The 15,243-nt window shown below is 60.1% G+C and carries 16 protein-coding genes and 1 pseudogene; 9 read left to right on the top strand and 8 right to left on the bottom strand.

Annotated features, from left to right (window positions below; genetic code table 11):
- Positions 1-71: 71 nt before the first annotated feature.
- The 5 genes and pseudogenes from JFV26_RS22990 to JFV26_RS22970 all read right to left on the bottom strand — a co-directional run bounded on the left by JFV26_RS22990 (position 72) and on the right by JFV26_RS22970 (position 4,357).
- Complete coding sequence (locus tag JFV26_RS22990) at positions 72-1,094, bottom strand: SIS domain-containing protein (protein WP_201195624.1); 1,023 nt, start codon at positions 1,092-1,094, stop codon at positions 72-74.
- The gene (gene nagA, locus JFV26_RS22985) at positions 1,075-2,181 is read right to left on the bottom strand and encodes an N-acetylglucosamine-6-phosphate deacetylase (protein WP_201195623.1); all 1,107 of its coding nucleotides are present in this window, start codon (positions 2,179-2,181) and stop codon (positions 1,075-1,077) included. The genes JFV26_RS22990 and nagA overlap by 20 nt, the downstream gene beginning before the upstream one ends.
- 47 nt (positions 2,182-2,228) lie before the next feature.
- A complete protein-coding gene (locus JFV26_RS22980; protein WP_201195622.1) occupies positions 2,229-2,960 on the bottom strand; it encodes a GntR family transcriptional regulator in 732 nt (243 codons plus the stop codon).
- Positions 2,961-3,250: 290 nt separating this feature from the next.
- Positions 3,251-3,753: pseudogene (locus JFV26_RS22975) on the bottom strand (L,D-transpeptidase family protein).
- Positions 3,754-3,805: 52 nt separating this feature from the next.
- Positions 3,806-4,357, bottom strand: a complete 552-nt coding sequence (locus JFV26_RS22970) for an NUDIX hydrolase (protein WP_201195621.1) — start codon at positions 4,355-4,357, stop codon at positions 3,806-3,808.
- Positions 4,358-4,660: 303 nt separating this feature from the next.
- On the opposite strand from JFV26_RS22970, the gene JFV26_RS22965 reads away from it, so the two are divergent.
- From JFV26_RS22965 to purT, 5 genes are all read left to right on the top strand, one after another.
- The gene (locus tag JFV26_RS22965) at positions 4,661-5,260 is read left to right on the top strand and encodes a CoA pyrophosphatase (protein ID WP_201195620.1); all 600 of its coding nucleotides are present in this window, start codon (positions 4,661-4,663) and stop codon (positions 5,258-5,260) included.
- A gap of 55 nt (positions 5,261-5,315) precedes the next feature.
- Entirely contained in the window at positions 5,316-5,840 is a 525-nt protein-coding gene (locus JFV26_RS22960; protein WP_007954617.1) for a gamma carbonic anhydrase family protein, read from the top strand.
- Positions 5,837-6,052, top strand: a complete 216-nt coding sequence (locus JFV26_RS22955) for a DUF1289 domain-containing protein (protein WP_201195618.1) — start codon at positions 5,837-5,839, stop codon at positions 6,050-6,052. Before JFV26_RS22960 ends, JFV26_RS22955 begins: the two co-directional genes overlap by 4 nt.
- Positions 6,053-6,196: 144 nt before the next feature.
- Positions 6,197-6,664, top strand: a complete 468-nt coding sequence (locus tag JFV26_RS22950; RefSeq protein WP_201195616.1) for a VUT family protein — start codon at positions 6,197-6,199, stop codon at positions 6,662-6,664.
- A 257-nt stretch (positions 6,665-6,921) separates the two neighbouring features.
- Positions 6,922-8,103: a formate-dependent phosphoribosylglycinamide formyltransferase gene (gene purT, locus JFV26_RS22945; RefSeq protein ID WP_201195614.1), complete on the top strand. Its 1,182-nt coding sequence runs from the start codon at positions 6,922-6,924 to the stop codon at positions 8,101-8,103.
- Positions 8,104-8,205: 102 nt separating this feature from the next.
- Here the strand turns inward: purT and JFV26_RS22940 are convergent, their stop codons facing one another.
- The 3 genes from JFV26_RS22940 to JFV26_RS22930 form a co-directional block, all read right to left on the bottom strand.
- Positions 8,206-9,522 (bottom strand): MFS transporter, encoded by a 1,317-nt coding sequence (locus JFV26_RS22940; RefSeq protein ID WP_201195612.1) that lies wholly within the window; start codon positions 9,520-9,522, stop codon positions 8,206-8,208.
- 243 nt (positions 9,523-9,765) lie between these two features.
- A complete protein-coding gene (locus JFV26_RS22935) occupies positions 9,766-11,010 on the bottom strand; it encodes a transporter associated domain-containing protein (protein WP_201195610.1) in 1,245 nt (414 codons plus the stop codon).
- Between the two features lie 12 nt (positions 11,011-11,022).
- Complete coding sequence (locus tag JFV26_RS22930; RefSeq protein ID WP_201195609.1) at positions 11,023-11,835, bottom strand: cytochrome C assembly family protein; 813 nt, start codon at positions 11,833-11,835, stop codon at positions 11,023-11,025.
- Positions 11,836-12,044: 209 nt separating this feature from the next.
- Here JFV26_RS22930 and ffh point away from each other — a divergent pair, with 209 nt between their 5' ends.
- The 4 genes from ffh (at position 12,045) to trmD (ending at position 15,219) form a co-directional block, all read left to right on the top strand.
- Complete coding sequence (ffh, locus tag JFV26_RS22925) at positions 12,045-13,421, top strand: signal recognition particle protein (RefSeq protein ID WP_201195608.1); 1,377 nt, start codon at positions 12,045-12,047, stop codon at positions 13,419-13,421.
- Positions 13,422-13,670: 249 nt separating this feature from the next.
- Positions 13,671-13,922: a 30S ribosomal protein S16 gene (gene rpsP, locus JFV26_RS22920; protein WP_201195607.1), complete on the top strand. Its 252-nt coding sequence runs from the start codon at positions 13,671-13,673 to the stop codon at positions 13,920-13,922.
- A gap of 5 nt (positions 13,923-13,927) precedes the next feature.
- A complete protein-coding gene (gene rimM / locus JFV26_RS22915; RefSeq protein ID WP_201195606.1) occupies positions 13,928-14,464 on the top strand; it encodes a ribosome maturation factor RimM in 537 nt (178 codons plus the stop codon).
- Complete coding sequence (gene trmD / locus JFV26_RS22910) at positions 14,446-15,219, top strand: tRNA (guanosine(37)-N1)-methyltransferase TrmD (RefSeq protein ID WP_201195605.1); 774 nt, start codon at positions 14,446-14,448, stop codon at positions 15,217-15,219. Before rimM ends, trmD begins: the two co-directional genes overlap by 19 nt.
- The last annotated feature ends 24 nt before the right edge of the window (positions 15,220-15,243 follow it).

Here is a 15,243-nt window from a genome sequence, read left to right as displayed (position 1 = left end):
CCTCGTTTCACTCGACAGCTCCTACGCAGCTCCTACCGGGTTATTCGGCCGCCATCAAAGATGCGTTGGACTCAATGGGTACGCGTGACTTTGCTCAAATGCCGTGGCTGGTCCGGGTCCATGCCGCGGGCGACGGCCAAACCGGCGGCCATCACGTAGAAACTCTGGATCGCCAGAATCGGGTCGAGGGCCGGGTGCTCGGCGCGGGTCAGGGTCAGGTCACGCTCAGTGATGTCATCCGGCGCGGCCAGCAATACCCGGGCGCCGCGCTGGCGCATGTCGGCGGCCAGACTCAGCAAACCGGCCTGCTCGGCACCGCGCGGAGCGAACACCAGCAGCGGGTATTGCTCGCCAATCAACGCCATCGGGCCGTGACGGACTTCGGCGCTGCTGAAGGCTTCGGCCTGGATCGCCGAGGTTTCCTTGAATTTCAGCGCGGCTTCCTGGGCGATGGCAAAACCGGCGCCACGGCCGATGACCATCAGGCGCTGGCAATCGCGCAAGGCATCGATGGCCAGGCTCCAATCCTGCTGCGCCGCCTCGCGCAGACCTTGGGGCAGTGCGTTGCCGGCCTCGAGCAATTCCACGTCGTCTTTCCAGTGGGCGATCAGTCGGGCACTGGCGCTGAGGGTGGCGATAAAACTCTTGGTCGCGGCGACACTGCTTTCGATGCCGGCCAACAGCGGCAGGCTGAATTCACACGCGGCTTCCAGCGGCGAACCCTCGGCGTTGACCATGGAAATGCTCAGGGCGCCGCGTTTGCGCAACAGACGCAGGCTGTTCACCAGGTCCGGGCTTTGACCCGATTGCGAGAAGGCAAACGCGACCTGGCCACTGACCTTCAACGGCGCCTGTTGCATGGTCACCACCGACATCGGCAACGACGCCACCGGGATGCCCAGTTGTTGCATGGTCAGGTAGGCGAAGTAACTCGCCGCGTGGTCGGAGCTGCCACGGGCGACGGTCATCGCCACTTGCGGCGGCTGACGGCGCAGGCGTGCGGCGATCTCGATCATCTGCGGGTCGAGTTGCTGCAATTGGGCTTGCACGGCCTCGAACGAGGACAGCGCCTCTTCAAGCATTTTTGAAGTCAATGTCTTCTCCTTCGACCATGACGGCGGTCAGTGTGAGTGAGCGATCCAGCCGCACGCAGTCGGCCCAGCTACCGGGTTGCAGGCGGCCGCGTTCGGTGATGCCGAGGTAGTCGGCGGGGAATTGCGAAAGACGTTGCGAGGCTTCGGCGATCGGCAAACCGATCTTCACCAGGTTGCGCAGGGCCTGATCCATGGTCAGGGTGCTCCCGGCGAGGGTGCCGTCGGCCAGGCGCACACCGCCCAGGCATTTGGTCACGGTATGGCTGCCGAGCTTGTATTCACCATCGGGCATACCAGCGGCAGCGGTGGAATCGGTGACGCAATACAGGCACGGGATCGAACGCAGGGCCACGCGCATCGCGCCGGGGTGTACGTGCAGCAAATCCGGAATCAGCTCGGCGTATTTGGCGTGGGCCAGCGCCGCGCCAACGATGCCCGGCTCGCGGTGATGCAGCGGGCTCATGGCGTTGTAGAGGTGGGTAAAACTGGTGGCGCCGGCGTCGAGTGCGGCGACGCCTTCCTCGTAACTGCCGAGGGTATGACCAATTTGCATGCGCACGCCGCGAGCGCTGAGGGCGCGGATCAAACCGTCGTGGCCGGCGATTTCCGGGGCGATGGTGATCACCCGGATCGGCGCCAGCGCCAGGTATTCCTCGACTTCGGCCATCAATGCCGTGTGGGCGAAATTCGGTTGGGCGCCGAGTTTGCCGGGATTGATGTACGGGCCTTCGAGGTGCACGCCGAGCACTCGGGCGCTGCCTTTTGGCCGCTGCTCGCAGTATTCGCCGACGGCTTTGAGCACGCTGGAAATCTCTTCCGACGGCGCGGTCATGGTGGTCGCCAGCAGCGAGGTCGTGCCGAATCGCAGGTGGGTTTTGGTGATGGTTTCGAAGGCTGTCGCGCCTTCCATGATGTCTTTGCCGCCGCCACCGTGAACGTGCAGGTCGATGAAACCCGGTAGCAGGTAAGGCAGGTCGTTGTCGGCCGGATCGCAGGGCACACCTTCGATGGACACGACTTTGCCGTGTTGGTGAATCAGCCGGCCGCGAACCCAGCCGTGGGCAGTAAGGATGTTGTCTTCGGACATGGTCTGTATTCTCGTTTAGCGGCGAGGCCGTTTAGCGGCGCTGCTCTTTATCTACGCAGCTCTGCAACAAAGTCGTAGTAGTCATTGCGGCAATAGGTGTCGGTGACTTCAATCGGGGTGTTGTCTTCCAGATAGCCGACCCGGGTCATCAGCAACATGGCGGTGCCGGGGGCGATGCCGACGAGTGCGGCGAATTCGTCCGAGGCGTTGATCGCCTGGATGTGCTGCAAGGCGCGGACGATCGGTTTGCCGATGCCGTCGAGGAATTCGTAGAGGGAATCGCCCACCGCTTGCGGCTTGGGAATGATCGAGGCGGGCAGGGTGCTCATCTCGATCGCCATCACCGTGTCATCGGCTTTGCGCAGACGTTTGAGCCGCGCGACCTTGTCGTTGGGCGAGAGGCCGAGGCGGATCAGTTCTTCGTGGGTCGGCGGCGTGATGTCCCGCTCCAGCCACTGGGAGCCGGGGACGAAGCCTTTGAGACGGAGCATTTCGCTGAAACCGGAGAGGCGCGACAGCGGTTGTTCCAGGCGTGGAGTGATGAAGGTGCCGGAACCTTGATTGCGGCGGATCAGACCTTGCTCGAACAGCACTTCCAGCGCCTTGCGCGCGGTGACGCGGGAGATGCCCAGCAATTCACTGAGGCTGCGCTCCGACGGCATGGCTTGTTCGGCTTTCCATTGGCCGGCGTGGATCGCCGCTTCCAGGTTGCGCGCCAGTTGCAGGTACAGCGGCGTCGGCTGGGAGTCGTCAGGACGTAGGGCCTGGATGTCATTCATGGTTGTTTCCGATGCGGATATTAGATTGTTGTCGCCCGGTTGTAGGGCGAAACGTAATACCACTTAAATACCATGTCAATGAGACCACTTTGCTCGAGACGTACGGAAACCGGGTCTATTGGCCGGGTTGAGTAGGGGTTGGCTTTAAGTGGTATTACGGGCGGGGACTTTTAAAGCAAAGATCGCAGCCTTCGGCAGCTCCTACAGGTGGGAATGGTATTAATCCTGTAGGAGCTGCCGAAGGCTGCGATCTTTTGATTTATTTTTTTGAGGGCGACAGAAGGTAGCGGTTAAGGTCGAATCTCGATCATCGTGCCATCCGGCACCAGTCCCCAGACCTCGCGCATGTCCATGTTGCGCATGGCGATGCAGCCGTCAGTCCAGTCCAGGGTGTGGAACAGGTTTTCCGGGTAGTCATAGGTGTCGGGCGTGCCGTGGATCATGATCATGCCGCCGGGGTCGACGCCTTCGCGACGGGAGCGAGCGGAATCGGCAATGTTCGGGTAGGAGATGTGCATGGCGAGATTAAAACGGTCACTGACCTTGCGCCAATCCACCCAGTAAAAACCCTCCGGCGTGCGCTTGTCGCCTTCCATCAGCTTCGCCCCCTCGGTTGTTTGCCCAGGGAAATACGGTAGGTTCGTAGCGGTTTGCCATCGGCGATCAATTGCAATTGATGGGCGGATTTGAGCACCAGTACTTTTTCGATGGGTTTGCCATCCAGGGTCACCACGGTAGAGGCCTGGGACACGACAACGAACGACAGGCAAAACAGGGCAAGCAACCAGCGCATTGAAACGATATCCCTAGAGGTGTCGCGACTATTTATAAGTACTGCCAAGAGTTTAGATGATGGCTGGCTGAGTCAAGGGTGGAATCGACTCGGAACGCACCGGGTAGACCTCCGTCTGCCGGTCAGCGAAGAAGCATTCTAAAGTACGGCCCACCGTGCGGAAAGCCAGCTCGGACCAAGGGATATCGGCTTCTTCGAACAACATGACTTCCAGGCTCTCGGGACCGGCGCAAAAGTCCAGGTCCACCAGTTCGGCGCGGAAGAATACATGCACCTGGCTGATGTGCGGCACATCAATCAGCGTATAGATGTTCAGGTTGCGCACCCGGGCACAGGCTTCTTCGGCGGTTTCGCGCACGGCGGCTTGCTCGACGGTCTCACCGTTTTCCATGAAGCCGGCAGGCAGCGTCCAGTAACCGAGTCGCGGCTCGATGGCGCGCCTGCACAGCAACACCTTCGAGCCCCAGGTCGCGACGCAACCGGCGACGATATTGGGGTTCTGATAGTGAATGGTCTGACAGCTGTTACAGACAAATCGCAGGCGCGAATCGCCTTCGGGAATGCGCTGGGTGACCGGGTTGCCGCACTGGCTGCAAAATTTCATGCTTGGGTTCCTGAATGCTGCGCCTATCTTGGCGTGCGGCAGTGTCTGTCGGCAAGTTGTCGTTTCGCGACATGCGCCAGTTCAGGGGTTGGGCGGTCGGTGTGATTGGTGCATGATGCATAGGGTCTGTTGACGTTTGCTGGCGAACCGCGTTGCAGTGCCAACGCGTGCGAGGCAAGGCGCGGGATGCAGCTAATGTCTGTTCCCTTGGCAAGTCCCGCAACGCAGCATCGCGCGCGTTGGCGCGCAACGCGGTCGTCAGCAAACGTCAATAGACCCTACAGGCACAGATCGAGAACACTCATGCTGGACGAGCTACTGCATCGGGTAAGCAACCACACGCCACGCACCCTGGAAACCGACAAGCGTTTCCCCGAGGCGGCGGTACTCGTGCCGATCACCCGCAGTGACGAACCGGAACTGGTTCTGACCCTGCGCGCCAGCGGGCTCTCGACCCATGGCGGCGAAGTCGCCTTCCCCGGCGGGCGCCGCGACCCCGAGGATCCTGACCTTATCTTCACTGCCTTGCGCGAAGCCGAAGAAGAAATCGGCCTGCCGCCAGGGCTGGTGGAAGTGATCGGCCCGCTCAGCCCGCTGATCTCCCTGCACGGCATCAAGGTCACGCCCTATGTCGGCGTCATTCCTGATTACGTTGAATACCTGGCCAACGATGCCGAGATTGCGGCCGTGTTCAGCGTGCCTCTGGAGTTCTTCCGGGAAGACCCGCGCGAGCACACCCATCGCATCGATTACCAGGGGCGCAGTTGGTACGTGCCGAGCTATCGTTATGGCGAGTACAAGATCTGGGGGTTGACGGCGATCATGATCGTCGAGTTGATCAATCTGCTTTATGACGCCGACATCAGCCTGCACCACCCACCCAAAAGCTTTATCAATATTTGAAGCCATCTTTGGTATGGCAAGACTGCGCGGCTGCCTGAGCCTTGAGGACACTAAGATGAAATATCGCCTGGGCGACGCTCGCGTCGAAACCCATCCACAGAGCTGGGTTGCCCCCAATGCCGTACTGGTGGGCAAGGTCAAACTCGAAGAGGGCGCCAATGTCTGGTTCAACGCCGTGTTGCGCGGCGACAACGAGCTGATCCTGATCGGCAAGAACAGCAACGTCCAGGACGGCACCGTGATGCACACCGACATGGGCTACCCGCTGACCATCGGCACCGGCGTGACCATCGGCCACAACGCCATGCTCCATGGCTGCACGGTGGGCGACTACAGCCTGATCGGCATCAACGCGGTGATCCTCAACGGCGCGAAAATCGGCAAGAACTGTATCATCGGCGCCAACTCGCTGATCGGTGAAGGCAAGGAGATCCCGGACGGCTCGCTGGTCATGGGCTCGCCGGGCAAGGTTGTGCGCGAACTCACCGAGCCACAGAAGAAAATGCTCGAAGCCAGCGCCGCTCACTATGTGCATAACTCGCAGCGCTATGCCCGCGATCTGGTTGAGCAGGAAGAATGAACGCGACCGAACGACCTGTGCTATCGCCGTGCGTGAACATTTGCGCACTGGATGATGACGATATCTGCACCGGGTGCCAGCGCACGGTGGAAGAAATCACTCGCTGGAGCCGGATGGACAATGCCGAGCGGCGCAAGGTGTTGGGGTTGTGTCATGAACGCGCCAAATCCAGCGGCCTGCTCTGGATGATGGGCAAAACCCCCGACTTGTAGGAGCTGGTAGGAGCTGCCGAGTGCAACGAGGCTGCGATCTTTTGATCCTGTTTGTATAAAAAACCTCAAAAGATCGCAGCCTCGTTGCACTCGGCAGCTCCTACGGTACTCTGTGCGCCAAATTGACAGGTATTCCCACGCCCCATGCTCTTCCTGATCTCCTACATCAGCAGCGTCGTGCTGATCAACTACGCCTTTTCCACCGCCCCGCACCTGGATATCATCTGGTCGGCCTGGGGTGGTCTGGTATTCGTGCTGCGCGACATGGTGCAAACCCGTTTCGGCCACGGCGCCATCGCCGCGATGCTGGCGGCGCTGGTGCTGTCCTACGCCACGTCCGATCCATCCATCGCCCTGGCCAGCGCCACGGCATTCGCGGTGTCCGAGTGCATCGACTGGCTGGTGTTCAGCATCACCAAGCGCCCGTTGCACGATCGCCTGTGGATAAGTTCGGCCCTGAGCATTCCCCTCGATACGTTCATCTTCTTCGGTATGATCGGCGCGTTTACCCCGGCCGTGATCCTCACCGCCATGGGTTCGAAGTTTGCCGGTGTGACCGCTGTTTGGCTGATCATGGCCTGGCGCCTGCGCAAACAGACCGTCGCCAGCTGAAGCCAAACCCCGCAGTTCATGTAAAATGCGGCGCTTTCTTCCCATGGGAAGCGCGTTGGTAGCCTGTATGGCCAGTTCGTTAGTTCAAGTTCGGATGCAGGAAGTCCATAGCCGGGGCGCTGTGACGAGTCATAGCTTGCTATGGCGAGGAGGAGCAACGCAGGATATGGGCTTGCTGCGCCGAAATTGACTAACAGAACTGGCCACAGGCTACTTTCGTTGCATCCCTCGATGATCCGCTTCTTTGAGGACCTGAGATGACCCGTATCGGAACTCCATTGTCGCCAACCGCGACCCGCGTATTGCTTTGTGGCTGTGGCGAGTTGGGCAAGGAAGTGGTGATCGAGCTGCAACGCCTGGGCGTTGAAGTGATTGCCGTGGATCGCTACGCCAACGCGCCGGCGATGCAAGTCGCCCACCGCAGCCATGTAATCAATATGCTCGACGGCGCTGCCCTGCGTGCCGTGATCGAGGCCGAGAAGCCGCATTTCATCGTGCCGGAAATCGAAGCCATCGCCACCGCGACCCTGGTCGAGCTGGAAGCCGAAGGCTTCACCGTGATCCCGACCGCTCGCGCCGCGCTGCTGACCATGAACCGCGAAGGCATCCGTCGCCTGGCTGCCGAAGAGCTGGACCTGCCGACCTCGCCGTACCACTTTGCCGACACCTTTGAGGATTACAGCAAAGCCGTCGAAGACCTGGGCTTCCCATGCGTGGTCAAACCGGTCATGAGCTCCTCGGGCAAAGGCCAGAGCCTGCTGCGCAGCGCTGCTGACGTGAAAACCGCGTGGGATTACGCCCAGGAAGGCGGCCGTGCCGGTAAAGGTCGGGTGATCATTGAAGGCTTCATCGACTTCGACTACGAGATCACCCTGCTGACTGTGCGTCACGTCGGCGGCACCACGTTCTGCGCGCCGGTCGGTCACCGTCAGGAGAAGGGCGATTACCAGGAATCCTGGCAGCCCCAGGCGATGAGCCCGATTGCCCTGGCTGAATCCGAACGTGTCGCTAAAGCCGTGACCGAAGCCTTGGGTGGCCGTGGTCTGTTTGGCGTCGAGTTGTTCATCAAAGGTGATCAGGTGTGGTTCAGCGAAGTATCGCCGCGCCCGCATGACACTGGCCTCGTCACCCTGATTTCCCAGGACCTGTCGCAGTTCGCGCTGCACGCTCGGGCAATTCTGGGGCTGCCGATTCCGTTGATCCGTCAGTTCGGGCCTTCGGCTTCGGCGGTGATTCTGGTGGAAGGGCAGTCGACTCAGACCGCTTTCTCCAACCTCGGTGCCGCATTGAGCGAACCGGATACGGCGTTGCGTCTGTTCGGCAAACCTGAAGTCAACGGTCAGCGCCGGATGGGCGTGGCGTTGGCGCGGGATGAGTCGATTGAAGCGGCTCGTGCCAAAGCGACCCGTGCTTCTCAGGCTGTTGTTGTAGAGCTTTAAAAGCATCGCGGGCAAGCCTTGCTCCTACAGATTTGTGTCGAACACATAGTTGTGAATCGACACAAATCTGTAGGAGCAAGGCTTGCCCGCGATGGCGGCCTATCAGGCCACCCGATTCAAATCGTTATCACGCGTCTCCTTCAGGCACAGCACCGCAATCAAGCTCAGCACCGCCGCCCCCGACACATACCCGCCGACATAACTCAAGCCCCCCATCGCCACCAGTTTCTGCGCAAGGAACGGCGCCGCCGAGGCCCCGACAATGCCGCCCAGGTTGTAGGCCGCCGACGCACCGGTATAGCGAACGTGAGTCGGAAACAGCTCCGGCAACAACGCGCCCATCGGCGCAAATGTCACGCCCATCAGAAACAGCTCGATGCACAGGAACAGCGCCACGCCCCAGGTCGTACCGTGGGTCAGCAGCGGCTCCATCAAGAACCCGGACAGAATCGCCAGCACGCCCCCGATGACCAGCACCGGTTTGCGCCCGTAGCGGTCGCTGGCCCAGGCCGACAACGGTGTGGCTGCGGCCATGAACAGCACGGCAAAGCACAGCAGCGCGAGGAAGGTTTCCCGGGTGTAGCCCAGCGTTGATACGCCATAACTCAGGGAAAACACCGTCGAGATATAGAACAGTGCGTAGCAGACCACCATCGACCCGGCACCCAGCAGCATCGGCGCCCAGTACTGGCTGAACAGCTCGACCAGCGGAATCTTCACCCGTTCCTGACGGGCCATGGCATTGGCGAACACCGGGGTTTCGTGGAGTTTGAGGCGCACGTACAGGCCGACCATCACCAGCACGGCGCTCAGCAGAAACGGAATCCGCCAGCCCCAGGCCCGGAACTGTTCATCGTTCAGGGTCATGGCCAGTGTCAGGAACAGACCGTTGGCGGCCAGGAAGCCAATCGAAGGGCCAAGCTGCGGGAACATGCCGAACCAGGCGCGTTTGCCCTTGGGTGCATTCTCCGTCGCCAACAGCGCCGCGCCACCCCATTCACCGCCCAATCCCAGGCCCTGGCCGAAGCGCAGCACGCAAAGCAGGATCGGCGCCCAGGCGCCAATGCTGTCGTAACCTGGTAATACGCCAATCAGCGTGGTGCACACGCCCATCAGCAGCAGAGACGCAACCAGTGTCGATTTGCGCCCGATACGGTCACCAAAATGGCCGAACAGTGCCGAACCCAGTGGTCGAGCAAGAAAGGCAATGCCAAAGGTAAGAAACGCCGAGAGCATCTGGGCAGTGCCGGACGTCTGCGGAAAGAACACCGGCCCGATCACCAGCGCGGCGGCGGTGGCGTAGACGTAGAAATCGTAGAACTCGATGGCAGTGCCGATGAAGCTCGCGGTGGCCACGCGGGTGGCGGAGTTCGTCGGTTGGGCAGGCGCGGTGTCGCTGTAGGCGGTGCTGGTGGTCATGCGGTGATCCCTGACAGTCATGCTCCAGTGGAGCGAATTATTATGGTCGAACACCCAGGGATGTGGGTTTAACACTGCGTGCGGGTAGCACTGGGGTAGGGCGGGGCTTGGGTAAGCGGCTCGATTATAGAAAGGCGGCTAACGATCGAACAAGAGGCAGAAAAGATCGCAGCCTGCGGCAGCTCCTACAGGGGAATGCATTCCAAATGCAGGAGCTGCCGCAGGCTGCGATCTTTTAACAATCTAGCGGATGGGCGCAACCGCCGGAACCGAACTGGTGTGCCAGACCATCACCCGCGTAACACGGTTGTCTTCGGTCTCGAGAATCTCCAGCCGATAACGCCCGATCTTCAGGCAGACCGCGCTCTCCGGAATGGTTTCCAGCGCCTCGGTCACCAAGCCGTTCAGGGTTTTTGGCCCATCGCTGGGCAGGTGCCAGCCCAGGCTCTTGTTCAGTTCGCGAATCGACGCCGCGCCCTCAATCACCAGTCGACCATCGGCCTGCGGGTGGATATGCGGGTTGTCCAGGCTGTGTTCGCTTTCGAACTCGCCGACGATTTCTTCGAGGATATCTTCCAAGGTCACGATGCCGAGCACTTCGCCGTACTCGTCCACCACCATGCCCAAGCGCCGTTGCTGCTTGTGGAAGTTGAGCAGCTGCAGTTGCAGCGGGGTGCTTTCCGGGACGAAGTACGGTTCGTGGCTGGCCGCCAGCAACGCTTCAACCGTCAGGCTGGCATCCGGCAGCAGATGGCGGATCTGCCGGGTGTTGAGCACTGCTTCGACCTGATTGATGTCGCTATGGAACACCGGCAGGCGCGTGCGGCGGTTTTTGCGCAGTTGTTCGATGATCTCTTCGATGGAGTCGTCGAGGTTGATCCCGTCGACCTCACTGCGTGGCACCAGGATGTCATTGACCGTGATGTTGTCCAGCGCGTGGATGCCCGACAGTGCGTGGGGGCGGCAGTTGGCGTGTTCCTGATCGTCGTGGCGCTCCGCCGGCGCCTCGTCTTCGCTTTGCTGCACCACGTTGACCTTGCGGGCGAACGGTTGCATCAGCAATTGGCTGGTGCCATTGAGCAGCCAGGCGATGGGGTAGATGATTTTCAGCGGCGCACCGAGCAAGGTGTTGCCCAGGCTCAGAATTGCGTCCGGATAACGCACAGCGAGGGTGCGCGGCAGGTAGTCGGCGAACACTAGCAGAATGGCGCCGACACCGAGGCAGGCGGCCCATGGGCCCTTTTCCGCCCAGGCGAAAATCGCCAGTAAGGTGGCGATGACCATGACCAATGCACGGCACAAGGTGTTGCAGAGGATCAGGCTGTTGAGCGGGAAACTCAGCTTCGCCACGGGTTTGTCACTGGCGCGCGACGCCGTGCGTTGGGCCAGCAGGTGCTGTTGCGCGACTTCGATGGCGGTAAACAGCCCCGACCACAAAATCAGCAGAACCATCACTGCGAGCATCGGCCCTATGGGCAAGTCGTCCATTATTGCCGCCCGTCAGATGTGCAGAATGTATTCACGAACCAGCTTGCTGCCGAAATAGGCCAGCATCAGCAGGCAGAAGCCGGCAAGCGTCCAGCGAATCGCCTTGTGCCCGCGCCAGCCGAGGCGGTTACGACCCCACAGCAATACGCTGAAGACAATCCAGGCCAGGCAGGCCAGTAGCGTCTTGTGCACCAGATGCTGAGCGAACAGGTTCTCGACGAACAGCCACCCGGAAATCAGCGACAGCGACAGCAGCGTCCAGCCGGCCCAGAGGAAGCCGAACAGCAGGCTTTCCATGGTCTGCAGCGGCGGGAAGTTCTTGATCAGCCCGGAGGGGTGCTTGTTTTTGAGCTGGTGATCTTGCACCAGCAGCAGCAACGCCTGGAACACCGCGATGGTGAACATGCCGTAGGCGAGGATCGACAACAGGATGTGGGCGAGAATGCCCGGCTCTTCATCAATGATCTGCACCGTACCCGCTGGGGCGAATTGCGCCAGCAACACGGTCGCGGCCCCGAGCGGGAACAGCAATACCAGCAGGTTCTCGACTGGGATTCGCGAGCAGGCCAGCAGGGTCAGGGCGATGACCGCAGCGGCAATCAGGCTGGCGGCGCTGAAGAAGTCCAGGCCCAGGCCGATCGGCGTCAACAAATGCGTGAACAGGCTGGCGCTGTGGGCCAGCACGGCCAGTACGCCGAGCGTGACCAGCAGGCGCTTGTTCGCCTTGGCGCCAGTGGCCAGACGTGTGCCCTGATAGAGGGTCGCAGCGGCATATAAGCAGGCGGCGGCGAGGGTGGTAAGCAAACTCGGTGACAAGGGGAGCATAAATCCTGTTAGGCAAGCCCGAAAGGCGCTGAGTTTGGCATAGAACCCTCATTGCACGAAAGACCATACAACCTGACAGCGAGGTGTCCGCGAGACGCAGTCTTCGCTATAATCCGCGACCTGCCCACGCCGCAGGCTCGCCGAGCACTTGTTTATCACGGTCTGGGCCGCCATTACCTCGGTCTACATAGGGCCTGAAAGGATCGCGCATGTTTGAAAACTTAACCGACCGTCTCTCGCAGACGCTGCGCCATGTCACCGGCAAGGCCAAGCTGACCGAGGACAACATCAAAGACACCCTGCGCGAAGTGCGCATGGCGTTGCTCGAAGCCGACGTCGCTCTGCCGGTGGTCAAGGACTTCGTCAATTCGGTCAAGGAGCGCGCCGTCGGCACCGAGGTGTCGCGCAGCCTGACGCCGGGCCAGGCCTTCGTGAAGATCGTCCAGGCTGAACTCGAAAGCCTGATGGGCGCGGCCAACGAAGACCTGAACCTGAGCGCCGTTCCGCCAGCCGTCGTGCTGATGGCCGGTTTGCAGGGCGCTGGTAAAACCACTACCGCCGGTAAACTCGCGCGCTTCCTTAAAGAGCGCAAAAAGAAATCGGTCATGGTCGTGTCCGCGGACGTTTACCGTCCGGCCGCGATCAAGCAGCTGGAAATGCTTGCCGCTGAAGTTGGCGTAACCTTCTTCCCGTCCGACCTGAGCCAGAAGCCGGTCGACATCGCGCAAGCCGCTATTAAAGAAGCAAAACTGAAATTCATCGACGTGGTGATCGTCGATACCGCCGGTCGTCTGCACATCGACGAAGAGATGATGGGCGAGATCAAGGCGCTGCATGCCGCGATCAACCCGGTCGAAACCCTGTTTGTAGTCGACGCCATGACCGGCCAGGACGCCGCCAACACGGCCAAGGCCTTCGGTGATGCGCTGCCGCTGACCGGTGTGATCCTGACCAAGGTCGACGGCGACGCCCGTGGCGGTGCCGCACTGTCGGTCCGCGCCATCACCGGCAAGCCGATCAAATTCATCGGTATGGGCGAGAAGAGCGAAGCGCTCGAACCGTTCCACCCCGAGCGTATTGCTTCGCGCATCCTCGGCATGGGCGACGTGCTCAGCCTGATCGAACAGGCCGAAGCGACCCTCGACAAGGACAAGGCCGACAAACTGGCCAAGAAGCTGAAGAAGGGCAAGGGCTTCGACCTCGAAGACTTCCGCGATCAGTTGCAACAGATGAAGAACATGGGCGGCCTCGGTGGCCTCATGGACAAACTGCCGAACATCGGCGGCGTGAACCTGGCGCAAATGGGCAATGCCCAGGGCGCGGCAGAGAAACAGTTCAAGCAGATGGAAGCCATCATCAACTCCATGACCCCGGCCGAACGGCGCGACCCTGACCTGATCAGCGGTTCGCGCAAACGTCGGATTTCGTTGGGTTCCGGCACCCAGGTGCAGGACATCGGTCGCTTGATCAAGCAGCACAAACAGATGCAGAAGATGATGAAGAAATTCTCCGCCAAAGGCGGAATGGCCAAAATGATGCGCGGCATGGGCGGTATGTTGCCCGGCGGCGGCATGCCCAAGATGTAAAGAATTTGCGCAAGGGCTTGCTCTTGCGCTGCCCACAGCAATGTGGGAACTCCAGCAAACCCGCACTTGGCGGGAGCTGACTGGCCGTTTTCAACGACGGCTCTATAGCAAATCTGGATGACGACCGAAAGGCCGTCGGAAAAAGACATTTGCAAAAGTCCGGATATTCCTTAGAATATGCGGCCTTTCGGGCACCTATGCCCGCTGTGCCTTTAGATTTGCAGCACCGACTACAGGAACGATGTTCACATGCTAACAATCCGTCTTGCCCTTGGCGGCTCCAAAAAGCGCCCGTTTTACCACTTGACCGTAACCGACAGCCGCAACCCGCGCGACGGTTCGCACAAGGAACAGGTTGGTTTCTTCAACCCTGTTGCTCGTGGTCAGGAAATCCGTCTGTCCGTGAACCAAGAGCGCGTGGCCTACTGGCTGAGCGTTGGTGCACAACCTTCTGAGCGTGTTGCTCAGTTGTTGAAGGATGCATCTAAGGCTGCGGCCTGAGCAATATGAACGCGACGCCTGCCATTGCTGATGATTTGATCGTTATTGGCAAGATTTATTCTGTTCACGGCGTTCGCGGCGAAGTGAAGGTTTACTCCTTTACTGATCCGACTGAAAACCTGTTGCAATACAAAACCTGGACGCTCAAGCGCGAAGGCAGCGTTAAACAGGTTGAGCTGGTCAGCGGACGAGGGAACGACAAGTTCCTGGTCGCAAAGCTCAAAGATCTTGATGACCGTGAAGAAGCTCGTCTTCTGGCCGGTTATGAGATCTGCGTGCCGCGCAACCTGTTCCCTGAATTGACCGACGGCGAGTACTACTGGTACCAGCTGGAAGGTCTGAAGGTTATTGACCAACTCGGGCAATTGCTCGGGAAAATCGATCATCTTCTGGAAACCGGCGCCAATGATGTAATGGTGGTCAAGCCTTGCGCTGGCAGCCTGGACGATCGCGAACGCCTGTTGCCCTATACGGAGCAATGCGTGTTGGTAGTCGACCTCGCCGCAGGCGAGATGAAGGTGGAATGGGATGCGGACTTCTAAGCGTGGCTAATTTGCGCGTAGAAGTGATCAGTTTGTTTCCCGAGATGTTCTGCGCCATCAGCGAGTACGGCATCACCAGTCGTGCGGTGAAACAGGGGCTGTTGCAGCTCACCTGTTGGAATCCGCGAGACTACACGACGGATCGACATCACACTGTGGACGATCGCCCATTTGGCGGTGGCCCGGGCATGGTGATGAAGATCAAGCCCCTGGAAGATGCTCTGGTTCAGGCCAAGGCAGCAGCCGGGGAGGCGGCGAAGGTTATTTACCTGTCCCCCCAAGGCCGTCAACTGACTCAGTCGGCGGTACGCGAGTTGGCGAATCTGGATGCATTGATCCTGATTGCCGGCCGCTATGAAGGCATTGACGAGCGTTTTATAGACGCACATGTCGATGAAGAGTGGTCGATTGGCGACTATGTACTGTCTGGCGGCGAGCTGCCGGCGATGGTCCTGATCGATGCGGTTACACGGCTGCTGCCTGGAGCTTTAGGGCATGCGGACTCCGCTGAGGAAGATTCCTTTACGGACGGTCTGCTGGATTGCCCGCACTACACCCGACCGGAGGTGTATGCGGATCAGCGTGTTCCCGACGTGTTGCTAAGTGGCAATCACGCGCATATCCGGCGTTGGCGTTTACAGCAGTCCCTTGGTAGGACCTTTGAACGACGCGCCGATCTTCTGGAAAGCCGCTCGCTTTCTGGAGAAGAGAAGAAGCTGCTCGAGGAATACATCCGCGAGCGGGACGATAGTTAACAACGTATCGATGGTAGATCCGAC

Origin of the sequence: Pseudomonas sp. TH31 (assembly GCF_016650815.1) — a bacterium.
GTDB lineage: Bacteria > Pseudomonadota > Gammaproteobacteria > Pseudomonadales > Pseudomonadaceae > Aquipseudomonas.
Note: the sequence above shows the minus strand (reverse complement) of the source record. Positions and strands in the feature narration are given on the sequence as shown.